This is a genomic window from Erwinia persicina, from assembly GCF_019844095.1.
GTDB lineage: Bacteria > Pseudomonadota > Gammaproteobacteria > Enterobacterales > Enterobacteriaceae > Erwinia > Erwinia persicina.
The window spans coordinates 90803-108579 of the sequence record NZ_CP082142.1; the positions used below are offsets into that span (position 1 = coordinate 90803).

The window sequence follows — 17777 nt, forward strand, 5'->3', positions numbered from 1 at the left end:
CGCCACGCTGACAATCTGCATTAACGCTACAAAGGCCGGTTTACGTTTTAATGCGTTTTTATGAACGACCATTAAAGAAGCCCGCCGCCTGATGGAAAAGTTTTCCGGCCGTCATCAGCGCCAGACGAAACGCATCACGACCATAAATAGTGGCGTGAGGAATACGGCTCATCAGGTCATAACGCGCTGAGCCCTCCGTCATGCCTTCGGCTAACACTTTGCAAATGATGTGCGAGGGTGTGACACCAAAACCTGAGTACCCCTGTACATAGAAGACATTGCGATGCTCACGCAGGGTGCCAATTTGCGGAAAGAGATTGGCGCTACAGGCCATCGGCCCGCCCCAGACAAAGTCTGTTCTGACGTTGTTGAGATAGGGGAAAATCTGCAACAGCAGCGTGCGATTCCAGGCGGCAAAGTCATGGGGGGTATATTCGATAAAACGCGTGGCGCTGCCGAACAGCAGACGGTTTTCTGCTGTGACCCGGTAGTAATTGATCACCGGACGAATATCACTAAAAGCACCGCGTATCGGACTGATCCGTTCAATCAGTGCCTCAGAAAGGGGCGCGGTGGCCATCTGATAGGAGTAGGTGACCAGCGTTTTGCGGTCTAGCTCAGGCTCAAGATGATTGAGAAAACTGTCGCATGCCCACAGGAGTTTCTGCGCGCTTATTGTCCCCGTGGCGGTGCGGACCCTGACGCGCGGACCATAGGTGACCTCGACGACGGGGGAGTTTTCGTAAATCTGCACGCCAAGCCCGGCAGCGGCGGCGGCCGACCCCAGCAGCATATTCAGGGAATGGATCTGACCTCCTCCCATATGCTTCAGCGCGCAGGTGTAGCACGAGGAACCTACGACGTTCTGCACGCCAGCCCCGGTAAAGAGCTCAATCTCAACGTCCGGTGTCGCGGCTTTAAACGCTTTTTGCCACAGGCGAAGTGTCTTTTCCTGACGGGCGTTATACGCCAGATAGGCGTAGCCAGGAATAAAGTCGGCCTTTATCTGATAACGGGCGATGCGTTCACGAATTATCCCTGCGCCCAGATTCGCCATGCTGAACAGCGTAGCCATGCCTTCCCGGCCCACGTATTTTTGCACCACGCCAATGTCATGCCCTATCCCGGCCATTACCTGGCCACCGTTGCGGCCAGACCCTCCATAGCCGAGATGACGGGCTTCCAGTACCGCCAAACGGGTAACCCCTTTTTCAGCCAGCTCCAGCGCCGTATTAATCCCTGAAAAGCCCCCGCCGATAATCACCACGTCAACGTCGAGATCCTCTCTGAGCGGCGCAAAGTGCAGGTCATACTTTTTTGTCGCGGTGTAATAGTTCAGCGCATCAATTCTGATATCCATCCACGCTCCTGCTGCCATGCCTGTCGTTTGGTGACATAACATCATCTGGCGGCAGGCGGGAATATCGTTCAAAAGGACGATCGGTGTGAGGAACGCCCGGGGGGATAACAGGCAAAAAAAAACCGCCGGGTCAGCGGCGGTTGTTCAGAATAAAGCAATCAGTGATAGCTGATGGTCGTGCCATACAGGCTGCCAGGCCCTGACATCCGGGCCAGGGCGACCGGTCTGGACGCCGTTGCGGCAGAGGTTCCCGAGAGCTGGACATCCAGAGAAACCAGCGTGGTGCTGCCGGTGACATAGCTGGTTGCCACTGACGGTTGAACCGTATTCGAATGCCCTTCGGGAAGTGCTGCCAGGCTGGCACCAGACATCGTGCTCAGGATGACGGCAACAAGGGCTGTGTGGATCACGTTCATTATTCCCCCTTGATGCTCAAGTCAGTCATCGTTATTACTGATAAATCACTGCGGTACCGTTCAGTTTATTGTCACCTACTGCTGAGGTGATGCGGAAAGATTTAGCACCCGCCTGATCGGCTTTAGCAGACAGTTTGGATTCCAGTGCAGAAAGGTTCGAAGCCCCACTGACTGAAATTACACCCACCTGCTGCTGTTGCGCAGGCTCTGCGCTGACCAGGTCAGCCGCAAAACCGGCGAAAGAAACAGAAGTCAGAGCGATAGCGGCCAGGGTCATTTTGATGGTTTTCATAATGTTTACTCTCAGTTGAATTCGGTGATTTGATGTTGCCGTCGTTATTAATTAACGATCGATAGGTAAATGTTAAGCCTGTTATTGATTCGCGTCAACAATGTTTTATTAATGATCGATAATTTAATAAATAACCCATTGAATTTATTTCAAATAAAGTTATATTTTTTTCTTCACAGCCCTGGTTCACAACGCCTCAAATCGCCGCTCGACAGCGCGGATTATTGTTTTTATACTGATTGATAATTTAATAACCGGGCGGGATTGCGTAAGTGAGGAAAGATGAATACTGAGCAGGACGCAGGTACACGTAAAGGCCGGGGCCGGCCTAAAACTTTTGACCGGGATGCGGCGCTGGATAAAGCGCTGGAGCTGTTCTGGCGTCATGGCTATGAAGGCACTTCACTGTCGGATCTGGTGGAAGCGACCGGGGCCAAAGCACCGACGCTATATGCAGAATTTACCAATAAAGAAGGAATGTTCCGCGCGGCTGTCGATCGCTACACGGAAAAATTTGCCAGCCAGAGTGAAGCCGCGCTGGTGTGTCCGGAAACCAGCGTGGCGGGCGGTATAGAGAAGTACTTCCGCTCAACCGCAGCCTGTTTCACCGACGGCAAAAAACCGGGGGGTGCTTCTTTATCTGCACTTCCAGCACGCTGTCCGCCGACTCTGCGGAAGTCGCCGAAATGCTGCGCAATCGTCACAGCAATCAGGAACAGCATCTGCTGACGTTTCTGCAGACCCGACAGGCCGTTGGGGAACTTGACGCCCAGACTGACGTTGCAGCCCTGGCGGCCTATCTCTGCTGCCTGCTGCAGGGCATGTCGGTGCGCGCCCGGGAAGGGGCCACTCATGCCGAGCTGGATGCACTGATTGATACGCTGATGTTGCAGTGGCCCGTGCTCAGCACGCTGGGCATCTGAACAGCGGAAGGAATATTTGCGGGTAACGCTGACGGGCGAGCACCGGCCTGCCCGTCAGGCGCAGAGGGGCCTGTATCGGCCAGCAGCGCGTCGGATGCACAGGTAAAAAAGGCCGGTTTCCCGGCCTGCAGTGGATCAGTTATTGACCGGGATCACCGCGCCTTTGTATTTGGTGCGGATCCAGTCCTGAATCGCTTTGGAATGCAGCACGGTCACCAGCGCTTTCACATCCGGCTTATTTTCGTCACCGCGGTGAACGGTGATGATATTGGCATACGGGTTATTCTCACCGCTTTCGACGGCAATCGGACCTTTTACCGGATCAAGACCTGCATCAATCGCGTAGTTGGCGTTGATCACCACGGCATCCCCTTCGTCATTGTTGTACATCTGCGGCAGCAGTGCGCCTTCAACGTTGGCGAGGAATTTCAGATGCTTCGGGTTCTCCACGATGTCGCTGATACGCGCATCTACTTTGCTGACGCCCGGCTTCAGTGTGATCACGCCCTCTTTTTCAAAGATAGACAGGATACGCCCCTCTTCGGCCACCGCGTCACGCATGATCACCTTGCCGTTCTGCGGCAGATCTTTCAGGGATTTATACTTCTTCGAATAAATACCAATCGGCTCAATATGGATCGCCCCTGCGCTGACGAAATCGTAGGTTTTATCCCCGGCGTGATCTTTCAGCACGCTGTTAAGGTAAGGGATATGCTGGAAATAGTTGGCATCGATATCCCGACTGGCCAGCGCAGTATTGGGCAGGATATAGTCCTGGAACGGTTTGATTTCCAGATCGATGCCCTGCTTCGCCAGGATGGGCTTCGCCTGTTCCAGAATTTCAGCATGCGGGACGTTGGACGCGCCCACCGTTAGTGTATCCGCCCATGCGCTCAGACTCAGCGCACCCAGAGTAGCCGCAGCCAGCAGCGTCAGTGTTTTTTTCATTTTATTTTCCTAAGAATTAACGTTTGTCGAGCCGTGTCGTGAGCACATCACCTAAGAACTGGATGATAAAAACAATCACCAGAATCATAACCGTCGCCACCAGCGTTACATCACCGTGGTTACGTTGAAAACCTTCCAGATAGGCCAGATTGCCGAGCCCGCCGGCACCGATCACGCCAGCCATCGCGCTGTAGCTGACCAGCGCAATCAGCGTCACCGTGATCCCCGATACCAGCGCCGGAGAGGACTCCGGCAGCAGCACGCGAAAAATCAGCGTGCTGAGGCGGGCCCCCATGGAGCGGGAGGCCTCTATTACCCCTTTATCCACTTCACGAAGACCTATTTCCACCAGCCGGGCGTAGAACGGCGCAGCGCCAACGATCAGTGCAGGCAGGGCCGCATCCGCCCCGAGGATGGTACCGATCAGCGTTTTGGTGAACGGGATCAGAAGCACGATTAAAATGATGAACGGAATGGAGCGAAACACGTTCACCAGTACGGAAATTACTGAATAAATGACACGGTTCTGGAACAGCCCGCCGCGGGCAGTCAGGAACAGCGCCAGCCCGAGCACGATGCCGAGCACAAAGGTTGCCACGCCCGACAGCGCGGTCATATACAGCGTTTCACCGGTGGCAGCCCAGAGCTGATCGAGTTTCAGGTGCGGGAACAGGTTCTCAAGCATGGCTGGCAACCTCGGTGGTAATAGAGTGAGCATGTAAATCTTGCAGAATACTGTCCAGCTGATCCGGCGTGGCCGGCACCTGCAGCCACAGCTCACCAAAAGTGCCGTGAGGGGTCTGGTTCATTTTTCCATGCAGGATATTGAAAGGTAAGCCGTATTTCAGCGTCAGCTCACCGACGACCGGTTGCTGTGTGCTTTTTCCAATAAAGGTCAGCTTCAGCACGATGCCGTCATCCGCGTTGATGAGCGCCATGTTAAACGGCGTCTCTGCGTGACGGTATTCAGCGGTTTGTTTAACAAACGTGCGGGTGATGGTCTGCTGCGGATGGGTGAAGACCGACAACACGTCGCCCTGCTCCACAATTTTACCCTCCTCCATCACCGCCACGTGATGGCAGATTTTACGCACCACATGCATTTCGTGGGTGATCAGCACAATCGTCAGCCCGAGCTGGCGGTTAATATCTAACAGCAGATCAAGGATGGCATCGGTGGTCTGCGGGTCGAGGGCTGACGTGGCTTCATCACAGAGCAGCACATCCGGGCTGTTGGCCAGGGCACGCGCAATGCCGACGCGCTGTTTCTGGCCGCCACTCAATTGGGCAGGATAAACCTGCTCCTTTCCGGTCAGTCCCACCAGCGCGATCAGCTCCCCGACCCGCTGCTGGATCGCCGCTTTCGGGGCACCGGCAATCTGCAGAGAAAAAGCGATATTCTCACTGACGGTGCGCGACCACAGCAGGTTGAAATGCTGGAAAACCATACTGATTTTCAGGCGCGCCTGGCGCAGGGCTTCCCCGCTGGCCCGGGAGATGTCCTGCCCGGCAACCACCACGCTACCTGAGGTAGGTTTTTCCAGCCCGTTCAGCAGGCGGATCAGCGTACTTTTTCCCGCCCCGCTGTAACCGATAATGCCGTAAATCTGTCCCTGTTCGACCCGCAGGCTGACGTTATCCACAGCGGTCACCGGGCCTGATTTGGCGTTAAAAATTTTAGAAACGTTGCGCAAAACTATCATCTGATGCCTGTTTTCTGCCGGTTTATCAGCCAATGCCGCTGATTAATTAAACTGATTATTTTTCAGAGATTATTGGTAGCACGAATTGTCAAACGATAGTAATCAGACCGGGAATTATTGGAAACGACTGAAATGCGATGGGTTATAACCAAATGGAATATCGCGTGTTTTCTGCCATCAGCGTCTACAGTTAAGCTATCGGAACTTCTTTCTATAAGCCCTGCCATCATGCGTCTTTTGCACAACGTACACCTTCGTTCCCGCCTGCGCCTGCTGATGTCGGTGTTCGCCGGCATGGTCTGCTTCTTCGCCCTGCCCGCAACGCTGGGTCTGCTGCAACGGATGCTGATCGGCTGGAACGTGCTGGCCATGCTGTATCTGTTTTTCCTGTGGTTTCTGATGCTGCGCACGGTACCGAAAGATATCCCTCACCTTGCCCGTTCCCAGGACGAGAGCGCTTCGCTGGTACTGAGCATGGTCTCCCTCGGCTGTCTGGTCAGCGTTATGGCCATCCTGCTGGAGCTCGGCACGTTGAAGCATCTGAGCGGAACCCCGCGAACACTGCATATGCTGCTCACCGCCAGCACGCTGATGGTGTCATGGGCGCTGCTGCCCACCTCATTTGCCATGCATTATGCGCACCACCACTATCTTCACCGGACCCGGGAGGTGACGCCGATGATTTTTCCGGAAAAACCCGACGAACCGGGATACTGGGATTTTCTCTATTTCTCCTTCACTATCGCCGTTGCATCACAAACTGCAGATGTCGCAACCGGCACCACCGACATGCGCCAGATTGCTCTGCTGCAGTCGGTGATTTCCTTTGTGTTTAATCTGGCGATTCTGGGGCTGTCGGTTAACGTTGGGGCGGGGTTATTGAGTGGATGAGAAAGAATGTCGACGTGTGATATTACTGAGCCTGCCCCGGAGGCAGGCTCAGTTGCCTTAAAGCACGCTGGCCAGGAATTCGCGCAGGCGTGGATGCTGCGGATTGTCCAGCAGCGTACGGGCATCTCCGCTCTCCACCACCTGCCCGTTATCCATAAATACGATGTTGTCGGCCACTTCGCGGGCAAAGCCAATTTCATGCGTCACCACCACCATGGTGATGCCCGAATGCGCCAGCTGCTTCATCACCTGTAACACCTCTCCCACCAGTTCCGGATCCAGCGCGGAGGTGGGTTCATCAAACAGCATCACTTCCGGCTCCATTGCCAGCGCGCGGGCAATCGCCACCCGCTGCTGCTGTCCGCCAGATAACTCACGCGGCCAGGCCTGTGCACGATGCGCCAGCCCGACCTGCTCCAGAAGTTTCAGCGCACGCGCCTCCACGACTGCGCGTTTTTCCCGGCGAATACGCAGCGGAGCATCGGTGATATTTTGCAGCACCGTCCGGTGTGGAAACAGGTTGAACTGCTGGAAGACCATGCCAATCCGCTGACGCTGTTCGGCGACGCTCTTTTCCGGTAGCTCAACCAGATGCTGCCCTTTACGCCGGTAGCCCACCAGCGACTTGCCGACGTGAATGGTTCCGGCATCCAGTTTTTCCAGATGGTTAATGCAGCGCAGCAGCGTGGATTTTCCCGATCCGGAAGGACCGAGGATCACCGTCACAGATCCGGCGGCAATATCCATATTGATATCCTGCAACACCGTGCGGCCAGAGAACTGCTTGTGAATACCGCGCAGGCTGATCGCCTCACTCATGACTGATGCTCCTGTTGTTCAACTGCCCGGCGGAACCAGCGTTTTTTTACCGGCGTATTGCCGCGGCTGAACCACACTTCCACATAGTGCTGACCCACTGACAGTACGGAAGTCATCAGCAGATACCAGGCCGTGGCCACCAGCAGCAGCGGGATCACCTCATAGGTGCGCTGATAAATAATCTGTGCGGAATAAAGCACATCCTGCAGGGCGATCACCGAGACAACGGCGGTGGTTTTCAACTGACCGATCACCTCATTCCCGGCGGGCGGCAAGATGGTTCGCATTGCCTGTGGCAGCACAGTCTGGCGGAAAATCTGGCCTGGACGATAGCCCAGTGCTTTGGCCGCTTCCAGCTGACCCGGATTCACACTCTGGATCCCGGCGCGGATGATTTCGGCCGCATAGGCGGACTGATGCATGACCAGCGCAATTACCGCCGCGCTGAACGGGCTGATGATTTCATTGGTGCTGGCGCTCCAGATTTCGCCCAGATACGGCAGGGAAAACGATAGCTTAGGATACAGCGCCGCAATGTTGTACCAGAGGAACAGCTGCACCAGCATCGGCACCGCGCGGAAAAACCACGTATAAGCCCAGCTCACCCCCACCAGTACCGGGTTCGCGGACAGGCGCATCAGCGCCAGCAGCGTGCCACCGGCAAAACCGAACAGTACAGAAATGACCGTCAGCTTAAGAGTCATCATCACGCCATTCAGGATCGAGGTTTCCGTCAGGTTCTGCGCCACCACGTCCCACTCAAAGCGCGGGTTGCTGACAACAGATGACCCCATCAGTGCCATCAGTAGCAGCACAATCAGGGCACTGAACCAGCGACCGTAGTGACGGTGTCCGACGATACGCAGCCCGGCGTTGGGGTCGTCAGGCCTGACACTCATTTCGCGATCTCTTCATTCAGGCCAGCGCTTTTCACCGCGCCAAAACCGATCTCCCATTTGTCGAGGATCTGCTGGTACGTCCCGTCCTTGATCAGCGAGTTCAGAGCGGCCTGCACCGGTTTTTCCAGTGGAGAATCTTTCGGTAGCGCGAGAGAAACGATGGTGTCTTCAATGGTGATTTCGCCTGCAAGCGATAACGCTTTGACCTGGCTGGCCTGATAGCGCAGGCCTTCATACGGACCAAAGAACATCGGCACGCGGCCGCTCATAACCGCCTGAACGCCCGCAGGACGATCCGGGAAGACCGGGATAGTAATCGCGGGCTTATTGCCGGCGACGCAGGCATCACTGGCGGTTTGCAGACGGGTGATCTGCGAAGTACCTGCCCCGGCCCCTACCGTTTTGCCGCAGAGTTCTGTAAAGGTGTTAAATGGCCCCAGCGCGGCGTCTTTACGGGAAATCAGCGCCAGCTTTGACGCATTGTAATAGCCGACGAAATCCACCTGCTGCAGGCGTTTCTTATTGGCATCAATATTCGACGCGGCCAGATCATACCGGCCGGATTTCAGGCCAGGAATGATGTTGTCAAAGCCACCGGTATCCCGCCAGTGCACCGCAATACCCAGACGGTCGGCGACCGCGCTGACAATATCAATTTCACGTCCGGCGAGGGTCTTATTATCCGCCTGATAGAAAGTGGTCGGTGGCGTGTTCGGGTTAGTTCCCGCCACGATATAACCTTTTTTCAGGATGTCAGCGGGCAGCGTGGCGTGCAGGGCCGCATCCGCCTTCGCTTTAATGCTGGGGGTAAACGCCACATTCTGATCGGCGGCCACGGCTGACGACAGCGGTACCAGAGCAAGAAGAACAGCGGTCAGGGCAGAGGATTTCATCGGTTATTCCTTCTCAGTCGCCAGTGCAGGGACGGCGGCAAAATTTTCATCAAACGGCGGCAGGCCAAGGTTTTCACGCAGGGTTGGGTACTGGTATTCCGTGCGGAACAGGCCGCGGCGCTGTAACTCAGGCACCACCAGCTCAACAAACAGTTCCAGCTGATTAGGCAGGACGGCAGGCATGATGTTAAAACCATCCGCCCCGCCCTGCTCCAGCCACTGCTGGAAGTCATCGGCAATATCTTCGGCCGTACCGACGATAACGCGATGACCGCGGGAACCGGCAGCCACGGCGGCCAGCTGGCGCAGGGTGAGGTTCTCACGTGCCGCCAGCTCGGTCAGCAGCTTCACGCGGCTCTGGCCACCTTCGGTTCCGCCAATTTCCGGCACCGGGCCATCCAGCGGATACGCGGTCATGTCCACGCCGAAGCGCGCTGACAGCTGCTCAATGCCGTTATCGATATCCACCAGCTCATTCAGCTGATCCCAGGTTTCCTGAGCTTCGGCGCGACTGCGACCCACGATCGGCATGACTCCGGGCAGGATCAGCAGATGATCGGGATGACGCCCGGCATCGCGTACAAACTGTTTCTGGCTGCGGTAAAACGCCTGGCCCTCTTCCAGCGACGCCGCCGCAGTAAACACCACCTCCGCCGTTTGCGCCGCCAGCTTCTGGCCCGCCGGAGAAGACCCGGCTTCAATAATCACCGGACGCCCCTGCGGGGAGCGGGCAATATTGAGCGGGCCCTGGACCTGGAAGTATTTTCCTTTGTGGTTCGCGGCGTGGATTTTCGCTTCATCAGAGTACCGGCCCGTCTCTTTTTCACGCACGATGGCACCGTCTTCCCAACCGTTCCACAGCTTGAAGGTCACATCGAGGAATTCTCTCGCCACATCATAACGTTCCGCATGAGACGGCAAATCTTCACGACTGAAGTTGCGGGCCGCATCGGCAGAGAACGAGGTCACCACGTTCCATGCGCCACGTCCGCGGCTGATGTGATCGACGGACGACAGCGCGCGCGCCAGATGGAACGGCTGGTCAAAGGTGGTCGATGCCGTCGCAGCCAGACCGATGTGCTGCGTCTGCACGGCCAGCGCCGACAGCAGCGTCAGCGGCTCCAGACGGGACATGGTGGAGGGCAAACGGTGCACGCTGGTCGCCAGCGCATCGCCCACAAAGAACATATCGAACTTTCCCTCTTCGCCTTTTTTAGCGATCCAGGTAAACCAGTCAACGTCGGTCGGCGACCCCTTGGCACCTTCCGCGCGCCAGCCGCCAACGTGGTGGCCCAGCGCCTGAACAAACAGACCGAGGCGCAGCTGACGTGACGACGTTTTTTGCACAGACATAAGAGATCCTTTTCGTTATTGGCTAATCAGAAAAATAAGATGATGCAGTGCGTCTGCGTCGGGCAGACGGGCCTCCCTGAGGAGGGTTTGCGCCTGCGCATCAGGCAGCGCCGCAAGGCTGCGTTGTAATTTGGCCTGCACATCGGTGAAAGCGGCCGCGGTTTCGCGGCGGGTGACACAGTGGCTCAGGGTGCGTCCATCACTCAGCCACAGCGTGACACAGTGAAAACGACGATCCGGGTCAAGTTCGTCGGCCGGTGCGGTGGGATCCGGCCGACGGGTGACACGTGACGCCAGCGCCGCAATAGCAGATTTCACCGGAGATTCGCTGTAATTTTCCAGGGCCACGCCCCCATGTATCAGCGCATCTGCAATGACGTATTCCAGGCTGAAGCGCGCTTCCACCCCATTCTGCGGGGCGATAATATTTGCAGCGGTATCCGCACCCGGCGGGAAACTGACCTCAATACGTTCGATCACGTCCAGGGTCGTTTCTACCCCGGCGGCCAGCAGCTGTTCACGCAGCACAAATGCCGCTTCTGCCGCGCTGTGCGTACCGCCGCAGGTTGGATAGCGTTTAAACTCCAGGCCCGGCTCCTCAATGCGCCACGGCTGACCCCAGCCGCTCAGTAGCGCCTGCGGCTGCCCGGCGCCAAAACCCAGCGTCTGCAGAAAGCTGTCCAGTACACCGCTGCGCTGACCACCAAACCCTGCCTGCGCCAGCAGTACGCTGCTGACTGCACTGCGTGCCGCCAGGCCAGCGTGCAACGGTTTTGCCGCTGAACCAAACTGGCTGCGCAGCCCGGAGGCCTGGGTCGCCGCCAGACCAATGGCTACTTCGGTTTCCGCGGTGCTGAGTGCCAGCAGACGACAGGCAGCGCCCGCCGCCGCAACGGTGCCCAGCGTGGCGGTACTGTGGAAACCGGCAGAATAGTGTCGGGTGCCGATGGCTTTCCCCAGCCGGCCTGCCAGCTCCACACCCACGATATAGGCATCAAGAAACTGTTCCGCCGTGACTGAGCGATTGTCTTTACTTAGCGCCAGCAGCGCAGAGAGCACCACCGTTGTCGGGTGACCCCGAAAAGCGGTATGGTAATCATCGAAATCCAGCGAGTGGCTCATATAACCAAGCTGTAAGGCGAGATTTTCCCGGGAGTGCTCGGCCGGATAGACACGAAACACCGCATCCAGACCGCTATCGATGACACTGCCGTGCAGTACAGGAAACAGACAGGCGAAATAATCCGTTACGCCGTCACGGGCGTAACGCCGCTGTTCCTCGCCGGGATGATGGCTGGAAATATGCTGAGCCAGCTGGGCGGTAAGTGAAATGTTCAAAAGACACCTTTTTTAATAAGGTATTGACATAAATCAATACGTTATAAATTACTGCTATTTTCTTCCCTTAGCACGCCGCCAGCCAATAACCAACGGTTATAGTTCATACCGAAATAAACTAAGAAAAAGGGTAGACGCCAATCTCTTTAATCAGCATACGATTCCGCACAGACAGGATGGCGCGAGGGTGCCGATGAAAAACGCATTGACCTCAGAACGTAACGCGCTAAGGTTAATCTCACATCCCAGGCCAAACAGCATACATCTCTTTAAGGAGTGACAAATGGCGACAGAATACGCAACCCTCGCCGGAGGCTGCTTCTGGTGTACTGAAGCAGTGTTCAAACAAATCAACGGCGTGCAGTCACTGGAAAGTGGTTATATTGGCGGTCATACGGAGAATCCGACCTATAAGCAGGTGTGCAACGGGGATACCGGGCACGCAGAAGCGATCCGTATCGGATTTGATCCTGACGTTATCAGCTACGGCGATCTACTGGATATCAGTTTCGCCACGCACGATCCCACCCAGCTTAACCGCCAGGGGAATGATATTGGCACGCAGTACCGTTCCGCTATTTTCCCTGCCAGCCCGGAGCAGGAAGCTGAAGCACAGGCGGCCATTGCACGTGCGCAGGCAGAACATACCGATCCGGTGGTAACCACCATCGAAGCCGATGCCACCTGGTATCCGGCGGAAGATTATCATCAGGACTACTGGGCCGGAGAAGGACAGGAAAACCGTTACTGCCTGGCCGTGATCCCCCCCAAGCTGCAGAAGCTGCGTAACCGCTTTGCCGCTAAGACCGTCACGGGCTAGTTACCCTCCAGCGCCAGCCGCCGTTCGGCTGGCGCTGTGCACCGAATAGAGCGCCACTCCCCTCCCATACACGACAGCAGCACCAGCAGCCACATCACCCACTGATAACCATAAACGGCTCCGCCGGACTAATACATACGGGTCGCCACCCCCAACCCCAGTGCGCCCCCCAGGTTGTGCAGCGTCCAGGCTATTCCTATACCCTGCCCGTGCTGTGGCGGCGGTAAGGCGTTCAACGCTGCCGTCACCGAAAGCCCGAGGATCGCCCCCATCATGACCCCGGCCAGCGCGATCCGACTGAGCGAGAGCGTGCTGGCGGACGCGCTCTGTAACAGCGCGGAGCAGGTCAGCAGAAAAAATCCGGCCGTCATCACTCGCCACGGCCCGTACCTGTCACCCAGCCGCCCCGCCACGGGTGAAATCAGCGCCATCACCAGCGTCACCGGCAGCAGCATCAGACCCAGCTGCGCATCACTGAGGCCGAATCGTTCAACCAGCCGGAACGGCATCAGCATAAAGGCAACACAGTAAAAGATGGCCAGAAGCACCGACAAGACACAGGCACGGCAAAAGGCACCACAACCCAGAACGCTGAAATCAATCAGCGGTTGTACCGTCTGCCGCTCTACGCGCACGAAAACCAGCAGGAACAGTATGGCCGTCCCCAGCGTTGCCAGAGAAACGAAAGCCGACCAGCCCCAGTGTTTTACATAACCCGACCAGACCAGCAGCGGCACCAGGCATGCCACCATCAATATCCAGCAGCGGTAGTCCACGCGCGGACGGGGGGATGGGGCGCAGACGGTATCTGTTCCAGACAGAGCATAAAACTGAGCAGGATCAGCGGCACATTAAGCAGGAAAACAGATTGCCAGCCAAACATGCTGACCAGCCATCCTCCGGCTACCGGACCAACCGCCAGGCCCAGCCCATTGGCGGCAAAGAGCAGGCCAAGCGCCCTCCCCCGCCGTTACTCTGGTACCGCGTTAACCAGAATAGCGGCGGTCACGGTGTAGAGTACGGCACACCCTGCGCCCTGCAGCAGACGGAAGAGGTTTAACATCGTCAGTCCCGATGACAGCCCGGCACCCAGCGAGGCCAGGCCAAATACCAGCATGCCGGCAAACACCGACGACTGCGCTGCGCCATTGACGCACTGCTTGCCGCCTTCCCACGCTAAAACATGCCCAGGGGTGATATCTGCGTTCTCTCTCCCCTGCCAGCAAGCTCTCTTATCTCTTTCCTCAAACGGCCGCACTATAATCACGGGATTCAGGGATTCAGGGATTCAGGGATTCAGGGATTCAGGGATTCAGGGATTCAGGGATTCAGGGATTCAGGGATTCAGGGATTCAGGGATTCAGGCAGAGCAGTCTTCGCTTATGACAGGCAAATGCAATAGCGAGCATCTCAGCATCTCAGCATCTCAGCATCTCAGCATCTCAGCATCTCAGCATCTCAGCATCTCAGCATCTCAGCATCTCAGCATCTCAGCATCTCAGCATCTCAGCATCTCAGCATCTCAGGATACTGCAAGGGAGACAGCGGCGAATGTCAATAAGAGGATTGCAGGATTGCAGGATTGCAGGATTGCAGGATTGCAGGATTGCAGGATTGCAGGATTGCAGGATAATTTTATCCCTGCCGGGAATGACAACAAGCAGTAACGGTGGGTATCTCAGGATTCAATGATTCAATGATTCAATGATTCAATGATTCAATGATTCAATGATTCAATGATTCAATGATTCAATAATTTTAGAATCACCTCTTCATATTACGTCATGCAGATAAAGCGACATATCAGTGTGCTTAAAGCGATAAAGGATAGGGAGGGGAAAGATAAGGATTCGGTAATCCTGCAATTACATGATTACATGATTACATGATTACATGATTATCAAATCCTGGGATATTGTTTGCAACCGATGATTACGGTATCTTTGTATCGCAGGATGACAGAATCCTGTGATGTTAAAATCCTATAATCCCAGGATTCTGTCATCCCGGGATATGAGCCAGAATCCTGCAGGAGTGCGTCATGGCGACAAAAATCATTTCTTTCCTGAACGGAAAGGGTGGGGTAGGGAAGACCACCACCTCCATCAATATTGCCACCTGCCTTGCGCGTAAAGGGCATCGCGTCGTGATGGTTGATACCGATCCTCAGGGCAGTATCAGTAACTGGTATGATGAAACGAAGTGCAAATTTGACCTTGCTGAAGCCGCTTCTGAAAAAGAGGTGTATACCGTCCGTAAGCAGTTGAAAGAGTATGATTATGTGGTGATTGATGGTGCTGCTGCGATCACCGCTATTTCGTCTGCTGCCGTGATGGTCAGCGATCTGGTACTTATCCCGGTCACACCTTCGCCGCTTGATTTCGCCGCCTGTGGCGCCATTCTTGCCGTTGTCGAAGCAAGGGAAAATTTGCAGCCGGTGATTGCCCGTTTCCTGATCACCAAAAAAGTAGCCTCGACCCGTATGCTTGAAGTTCTGAAAGAATCCATCCAGGACACAGGCGTACCAGCGCTTAAAACGGCCACAACACAGCGTCAGGTGTATATACGCACAATGCTCGATGGCGGAACCGTATTTGATACAACTGACGGGAATGCGAAAGGGGAAATTGAAGTCATGACTAACGAGATCCTGGAGTTACTGGCATGAAAATGAAACTGGGACAACATCGTCAGCTGGCACCTGCACTGGATGCAGTCAGCAGACCTTCTACCGGCGCGGTTAAGAAGCTGCAAACGAATATTGATGAAGATCTTCACCGTCGCTTCAAAACAGCCTGTTTTATGCAGGGTCGGGAAATGAAAGACGTCCTGACAGAGCTCATTGAAGGCTGGCTGCCCGAGAATGAAGCCCGATAGCCTGCGGCCTGGTCAACCACGGATCCTTCCACTGCTGTCCGATACCGTTCTGAAACGCGATCCGCGGGAGGATCCTTTTAAAAAAAAGATCGCATCGTCTTTGTTTTTCTTTTTATTTGTTTAGATCTTTAACTTTAAGGGCTGTTTTTTCTTTTAAGGATCAGCGCCTTACAGCGCAATAAGTGGAGTGATTTCCTGCGTCAGGTGGAGTGATTTTCTGTCTGATGTGGAGTGATTTCCTGCTATACGTAGAGTTTTTTCCTGTTGATAACTTTATGATTTATCGGAATATTATTATGTGGAGACATTTTCTGTGGATAACTGTTTTCACGATCCTTTCTGATACCGCCTTATTTCCGCCGCTATTTTTCTCATTTCCTGCCAGAAGATGATCTATCACTCCTGTTGGCGGTGACATAAAAGTGACATCGTCACTGTAATACAACCTGTAACCTATCAGGGTTAGTGTCGCTTGCAGTACTTAATCAAGTTATACCAATACGTTAGCTGTAACTAGCGTTTTATACGTGGAGAGATTTTCTGTCGTTACCTGGCCATCACCTCTTCATGTGGAATGATTTTCTGTGCTGCTAAAAAAAACCTGCAGCGGCCTAACGTGGAGAGATTTTCTGTCATATCCTGATTTGTGACAATGTCACCTCGACGTTATATGTGGAATGATTTTATGTGGCTGGCGGTATCACGCTGTCGGGAGGTTAAACGTGGATAAATTTTCTGTGACAGGTGGAGTCTTTTCCTGCTGAGCTCCTGCAGGATCGGCAAAATTTATGCCGGCAGGGGACGGTTCAGGCGATAATGTGGAAAGATTTCCTGTAATCGTGAAAGGTTAATCCATTGAATTTACGCATAATTAATTCATCATGCGTGTTGTCATTTTTTATCCTGTGCAGCCAGTTGCCATCATGTGGAGGAATTTTCTGTAGGGAAGGGCTAAAGGTGGAGATATTTTCTGTTGCTGACATGGGTGATATGTGGAGTCATTTTATGTCATGCAGGGGTGAAAAAAGGATCCTTACAGCCCCACAGACGATCCGGCTGCAGGCCTATGTGGAAAGATTTTATGTTTGCAGACTACAGTTGCCTGCATAACCAGCTGATTGTTAATATAAAATAACCGCGATATTTCACTTTACCTTGATAATTTTTGTGTGGAATACTTTGCTGAACTTTCCACAAAGGGATCCTGTAAAAATGGAGCTTAACAAACTGACGGTTGTGCAAGGTAATGACCTCCTGGAGGGAGCATACAGCGTCACACTGGATGAAATGCGTTTGCTGAACCTTGCACTGGCCCAGATTGACAGCAGGAAACCCCAGCCCGATGCGCTTTACCGTCTTTTTCCCCATGATTATCAGCGAATTTACGGCCTTAATCCCACCAGCAGCCACCGCCAGCTGCGGGAAGCCGCTGAGAGTCTGATGAAAAAGCCCGTGACCATTTATCTGCCCGACCGTAAGACCGGCAAGATGCGAACCGTGCAACTGTCGTGGTTTTCCCGTCTCGAATATGTCAGCAGTGATGAGCAAAGTGCCGTCGTACTGCGCTTTGGCCAGGATGTTGCTCCCTATCTCTATGAGCTGAAGGAGTCGTTCACCAAGCTCAATTTTGCCAATATTGCCAAGCTTGATACTTCATTTTCTGTGCGTCTGTATGGCTGGCTGATCAAGGCAAAAAACCTGTATGGACGTAAATCCAGTAAGGCCATTGAGGTCACGCTGGCGCTTGACTGGATGCGGGAAAAGGCGGGTCTTCAGGGCAAGTACGAGGATTATCGCGACTTTCGTCAGAAGTTGCTGGAGCCGACACTGGCACGTATTAACGCCAATACCGACATTTCGGTGATCTGGGAGCCGGTCAAAAAAGGCCGCACCGTCGTTTCCATCAAGTTTTCCTACGTGGATGAATCTGCGCCTGAAGCCAGCAAACCCCTGCGGCCAAAATTCCCGCGACGTCCGCGTGCGGTGGCAGGATCTGAGTTGGAAGGGGACTGGGCGCGTCGCTGTATTACCATTATGGAGCAGTACCGTACCCGTCTGACAGCATATGATCGCGCAGAGAAAGTTCCCCTCACGGATGTCAGAAAGCTGGCCACGTGGTACAAAACAATCGGCGATAAAATCAGCCACAAGCGTGTGATGGCAGAAGTTGCGGAACGTGCGAAAAAATAATATATAAATCAGTTTGATAGCTATATATTCTAGAAGGTTTTTTACTGGTTAAAGT

19 protein-coding genes and 1 pseudogene are annotated in these 17777 nt (G+C 54.5%); 7 read left to right on the plus strand and 13 right to left on the minus strand.

What is annotated here, in order from left to right:
* Positions 1–58: 58 nt before the first annotated feature.
* The 3 genes from K6L24_RS22010 to bhsA all read right to left on the minus strand — a co-directional run bounded on the left by K6L24_RS22010 (position 59) and on the right by bhsA (position 2068).
* Positions 59–1360, minus strand: a complete 1302-nt coding sequence (locus K6L24_RS22010) for an NAD(P)/FAD-dependent oxidoreductase (protein ID WP_222682358.1) — start codon at positions 1358–1360, stop codon at positions 59–61.
* 158 nt (positions 1361–1518) lie between these two features.
* On the minus strand, positions 1519–1776 hold the full coding sequence (locus tag K6L24_RS22015; RefSeq protein ID WP_062748815.1) for a hypothetical protein: 258 nt from the start codon (positions 1774–1776) through the stop codon (positions 1519–1521).
* Positions 1777–1810: 34 nt separating this feature from the next.
* Positions 1811–2068 carry a multiple stress resistance protein BhsA gene (bhsA, locus tag K6L24_RS22020; protein WP_062748813.1) on the minus strand — a complete coding sequence of 86 codons (258 nt, stop codon included), beginning with the start codon at positions 2066–2068 and terminating at the stop codon, positions 1811–1813.
* Positions 2069–2350: 282 nt separating this feature from the next.
* Between bhsA and K6L24_RS22025 the strand changes: the two are divergent.
* Positions 2351–2991 (plus strand): annotated as a pseudogene (locus tag K6L24_RS22025) (TetR/AcrR family transcriptional regulator).
* Between the two features lie 135 nt (positions 2992–3126).
* Here the strand turns inward: K6L24_RS22025 and K6L24_RS22030 are convergent.
* The 3 genes from K6L24_RS22030 to K6L24_RS22040 are packed head-to-tail and all read right to left on the minus strand — an operon-like array spanning position 3127 to position 5642.
* The gene (locus K6L24_RS22030) at positions 3127–3939 is read right to left on the minus strand and encodes a MetQ/NlpA family ABC transporter substrate-binding protein (protein WP_062748809.1); all 813 of its coding nucleotides are present in this window, start codon (positions 3937–3939) and stop codon (positions 3127–3129) included.
* Positions 3940–3955: 16 nt separating this feature from the next.
* Positions 3956–4624, minus strand: a complete 669-nt coding sequence (locus K6L24_RS22035; protein WP_062748807.1) for a methionine ABC transporter permease — start codon at positions 4622–4624, stop codon at positions 3956–3958.
* Positions 4617–5642: a methionine ABC transporter ATP-binding protein gene (locus K6L24_RS22040; protein ID WP_222682359.1), complete on the minus strand. Its 1026-nt coding sequence runs from the start codon at positions 5640–5642 to the stop codon at positions 4617–4619. Before K6L24_RS22040 ends, K6L24_RS22035 begins: the two co-directional genes overlap by 8 nt.
* 228 nt (positions 5643–5870) lie before the next feature.
* On the opposite strand from K6L24_RS22040, the gene K6L24_RS22045 reads away from it, so the two are divergent.
* Positions 5871–6533 (plus strand): DUF1345 domain-containing protein, encoded by a 663-nt coding sequence (locus K6L24_RS22045; protein WP_118666215.1) that lies wholly within the window; start codon positions 5871–5873, stop codon positions 6531–6533.
* Positions 6534–6590: 57 nt separating this feature from the next.
* Here K6L24_RS22045 and K6L24_RS22050 read toward each other — a convergent pair whose 3' ends face one another.
* The 5 genes from K6L24_RS22050 to K6L24_RS22070 are packed head-to-tail and all read right to left on the minus strand — an operon-like array spanning position 6591 to position 11835.
* The gene (locus K6L24_RS22050; protein WP_062748801.1) at positions 6591–7352 is read right to left on the minus strand and encodes an amino acid ABC transporter ATP-binding protein; all 762 of its coding nucleotides are present in this window, start codon (positions 7350–7352) and stop codon (positions 6591–6593) included.
* Positions 7349–8251: an amino acid ABC transporter permease gene (locus K6L24_RS22055; protein WP_062748799.1), complete on the minus strand. Its 903-nt coding sequence runs from the start codon at positions 8249–8251 to the stop codon at positions 7349–7351. Before K6L24_RS22055 ends, K6L24_RS22050 begins: the two co-directional genes overlap by 4 nt.
* Entirely contained in the window at positions 8248–9144 is an 897-nt protein-coding gene (locus K6L24_RS22060) for an ABC transporter substrate-binding protein (RefSeq protein ID WP_222682360.1), read from the minus strand. The genes K6L24_RS22055 and K6L24_RS22060 overlap by 4 nt, the downstream gene beginning before the upstream one ends.
* A gap of 3 nt (positions 9145–9147) precedes the next feature.
* Positions 9148–10497, minus strand: coding sequence for an LLM class flavin-dependent oxidoreductase (locus tag K6L24_RS22065; protein WP_118666218.1), 1350 nt, complete (start codon positions 10495–10497; stop codon positions 9148–9150).
* A 15-nt stretch (positions 10498–10512) separates the two neighbouring features.
* A complete protein-coding gene (locus tag K6L24_RS22070; RefSeq protein WP_245006745.1) occupies positions 10513–11835 on the minus strand; it encodes an MmgE/PrpD family protein in 1323 nt (440 codons plus the stop codon).
* A 283-nt stretch (positions 11836–12118) separates the two neighbouring features.
* Here K6L24_RS22070 and msrA point away from each other — a divergent pair, with 283 nt between their 5' ends.
* Positions 12119–12655 carry a peptide-methionine (S)-S-oxide reductase MsrA gene (msrA, locus tag K6L24_RS22075; protein ID WP_118666219.1) on the plus strand — a complete coding sequence of 179 codons (537 nt, stop codon included), beginning with the start codon at positions 12119–12121 and terminating at the stop codon, positions 12653–12655.
* Between the two features lie 128 nt (positions 12656–12783).
* Here the strand turns inward: msrA and K6L24_RS22080 are convergent, their stop codons facing one another.
* Entirely contained in the window at positions 12784–13407 is a 624-nt protein-coding gene (locus tag K6L24_RS22080; RefSeq protein WP_222682361.1) for an MFS transporter, read from the minus strand.
* Entirely contained in the window at positions 13407–13604 is a 198-nt protein-coding gene (locus K6L24_RS22530; protein ID WP_222682380.1) for an MFS transporter, read from the minus strand. Before K6L24_RS22530 ends, K6L24_RS22080 begins: the two co-directional genes overlap by 1 nt.
* Here K6L24_RS22530 and K6L24_RS22090 point away from each other — a divergent pair.
* The 4 genes from K6L24_RS22090 (at position 13524) to K6L24_RS22105 (ending at position 17722) form a co-directional block, all read left to right on the plus strand.
* Positions 13524–13715: a hypothetical protein gene (locus K6L24_RS22090; RefSeq protein ID WP_222682362.1), complete on the plus strand. Its 192-nt coding sequence runs from the start codon at positions 13524–13526 to the stop codon at positions 13713–13715. The two genes, K6L24_RS22530 and K6L24_RS22090, sit on opposite strands and share 81 nt — an antisense overlap.
* A gap of 981 nt (positions 13716–14696) precedes the next feature.
* Positions 14697–15323 carry a ParA family partition ATPase gene (gene parA / locus K6L24_RS22095; RefSeq protein ID WP_062749063.1) on the plus strand — a complete coding sequence of 209 codons (627 nt, stop codon included), beginning with the start codon at positions 14697–14699 and terminating at the stop codon, positions 15321–15323.
* Positions 15320–15532 (plus strand): plasmid partition protein ParG, encoded by a 213-nt coding sequence (locus K6L24_RS22100; RefSeq protein WP_222682363.1) that lies wholly within the window; start codon positions 15320–15322, stop codon positions 15530–15532. Before parA ends, K6L24_RS22100 begins: the two co-directional genes overlap by 4 nt.
* A 1212-nt stretch (positions 15533–16744) precedes the next feature.
* Positions 16745–17722, plus strand: coding sequence for a replication initiation protein (locus K6L24_RS22105; protein WP_062749059.1), 978 nt, complete (start codon positions 16745–16747; stop codon positions 17720–17722).
* Positions 17723–17777: the final 55 nt, after the last annotated feature.

Coding starts and splice junctions, on each gene's coding strand:
- K6L24_RS22045 (WP_118666215.1), top strand. CDS start 5,871: ATGCGTCTTTTGCACAACGTACACCTTCGTTCCCGCCTGCGCCTGCTG.
- K6L24_RS22100 (WP_222682363.1), top strand. CDS start 15,320: ATGAAAATGAAACTGGGACAACATCGTCAGCTGGCACCTGCACTGGAT.
- msrA (WP_118666219.1), top strand. CDS start 12,119: ATGGCGACAGAATACGCAACCCTCGCCGGAGGCTGCTTCTGGTGTACT.
- parA (WP_062749063.1), top strand. CDS start 14,697: ATGGCGACAAAAATCATTTCTTTCCTGAACGGAAAGGGTGGGGTAGGG.
- K6L24_RS22105 (WP_062749059.1), top strand. CDS start 16,745: ATGGAGCTTAACAAACTGACGGTTGTGCAAGGTAATGACCTCCTGGAG.
- K6L24_RS22035 (WP_062748807.1), bottom strand. CDS start 4,624: ATGCTTGAGAACCTGTTCCCGCACCTGAAACTCGATCAGCTCTGGGCT.
- K6L24_RS22010 (WP_222682358.1), bottom strand. CDS start 1,360: ATGGATATCAGAATTGATGCGCTGAACTATTACACCGCGACAAAAAAG.
- K6L24_RS22030 (WP_062748809.1), bottom strand. CDS start 3,939: ATGAAAAAAACACTGACGCTGCTGGCTGCGGCTACTCTGGGTGCGCTG.
- bhsA (WP_062748813.1), bottom strand. CDS start 2,068: ATGAAAACCATCAAAATGACCCTGGCCGCTATCGCTCTGACTTCTGTT.
- K6L24_RS22055 (WP_062748799.1), bottom strand. CDS start 8,251: ATGAGTGTCAGGCCTGACGACCCCAACGCCGGGCTGCGTATCGTCGGA.
- K6L24_RS22080 (WP_222682361.1), bottom strand. CDS start 13,407: ATGGTGGCATGCCTGGTGCCGCTGCTGGTCTGGTCGGGTTATGTAAAA.
- K6L24_RS22050 (WP_062748801.1), bottom strand. CDS start 7,352: ATGAGTGAGGCGATCAGCCTGCGCGGTATTCACAAGCAGTTCTCTGGC.
- K6L24_RS22060 (WP_222682360.1), bottom strand. CDS start 9,144: ATGAAATCCTCTGCCCTGACCGCTGTTCTTCTTGCTCTGGTACCGCTG.
- K6L24_RS22065 (WP_118666218.1), bottom strand. CDS start 10,497: ATGTCTGTGCAAAAAACGTCGTCACGTCAGCTGCGCCTCGGTCTGTTT.
- K6L24_RS22040 (WP_222682359.1), bottom strand. CDS start 5,642: ATGATAGTTTTGCGCAACGTTTCTAAAATTTTTAACGCCAAATCAGGC.
- K6L24_RS22015 (WP_062748815.1), bottom strand. CDS start 1,776: ATGAACGTGATCCACACAGCCCTTGTTGCCGTCATCCTGAGCACGATG.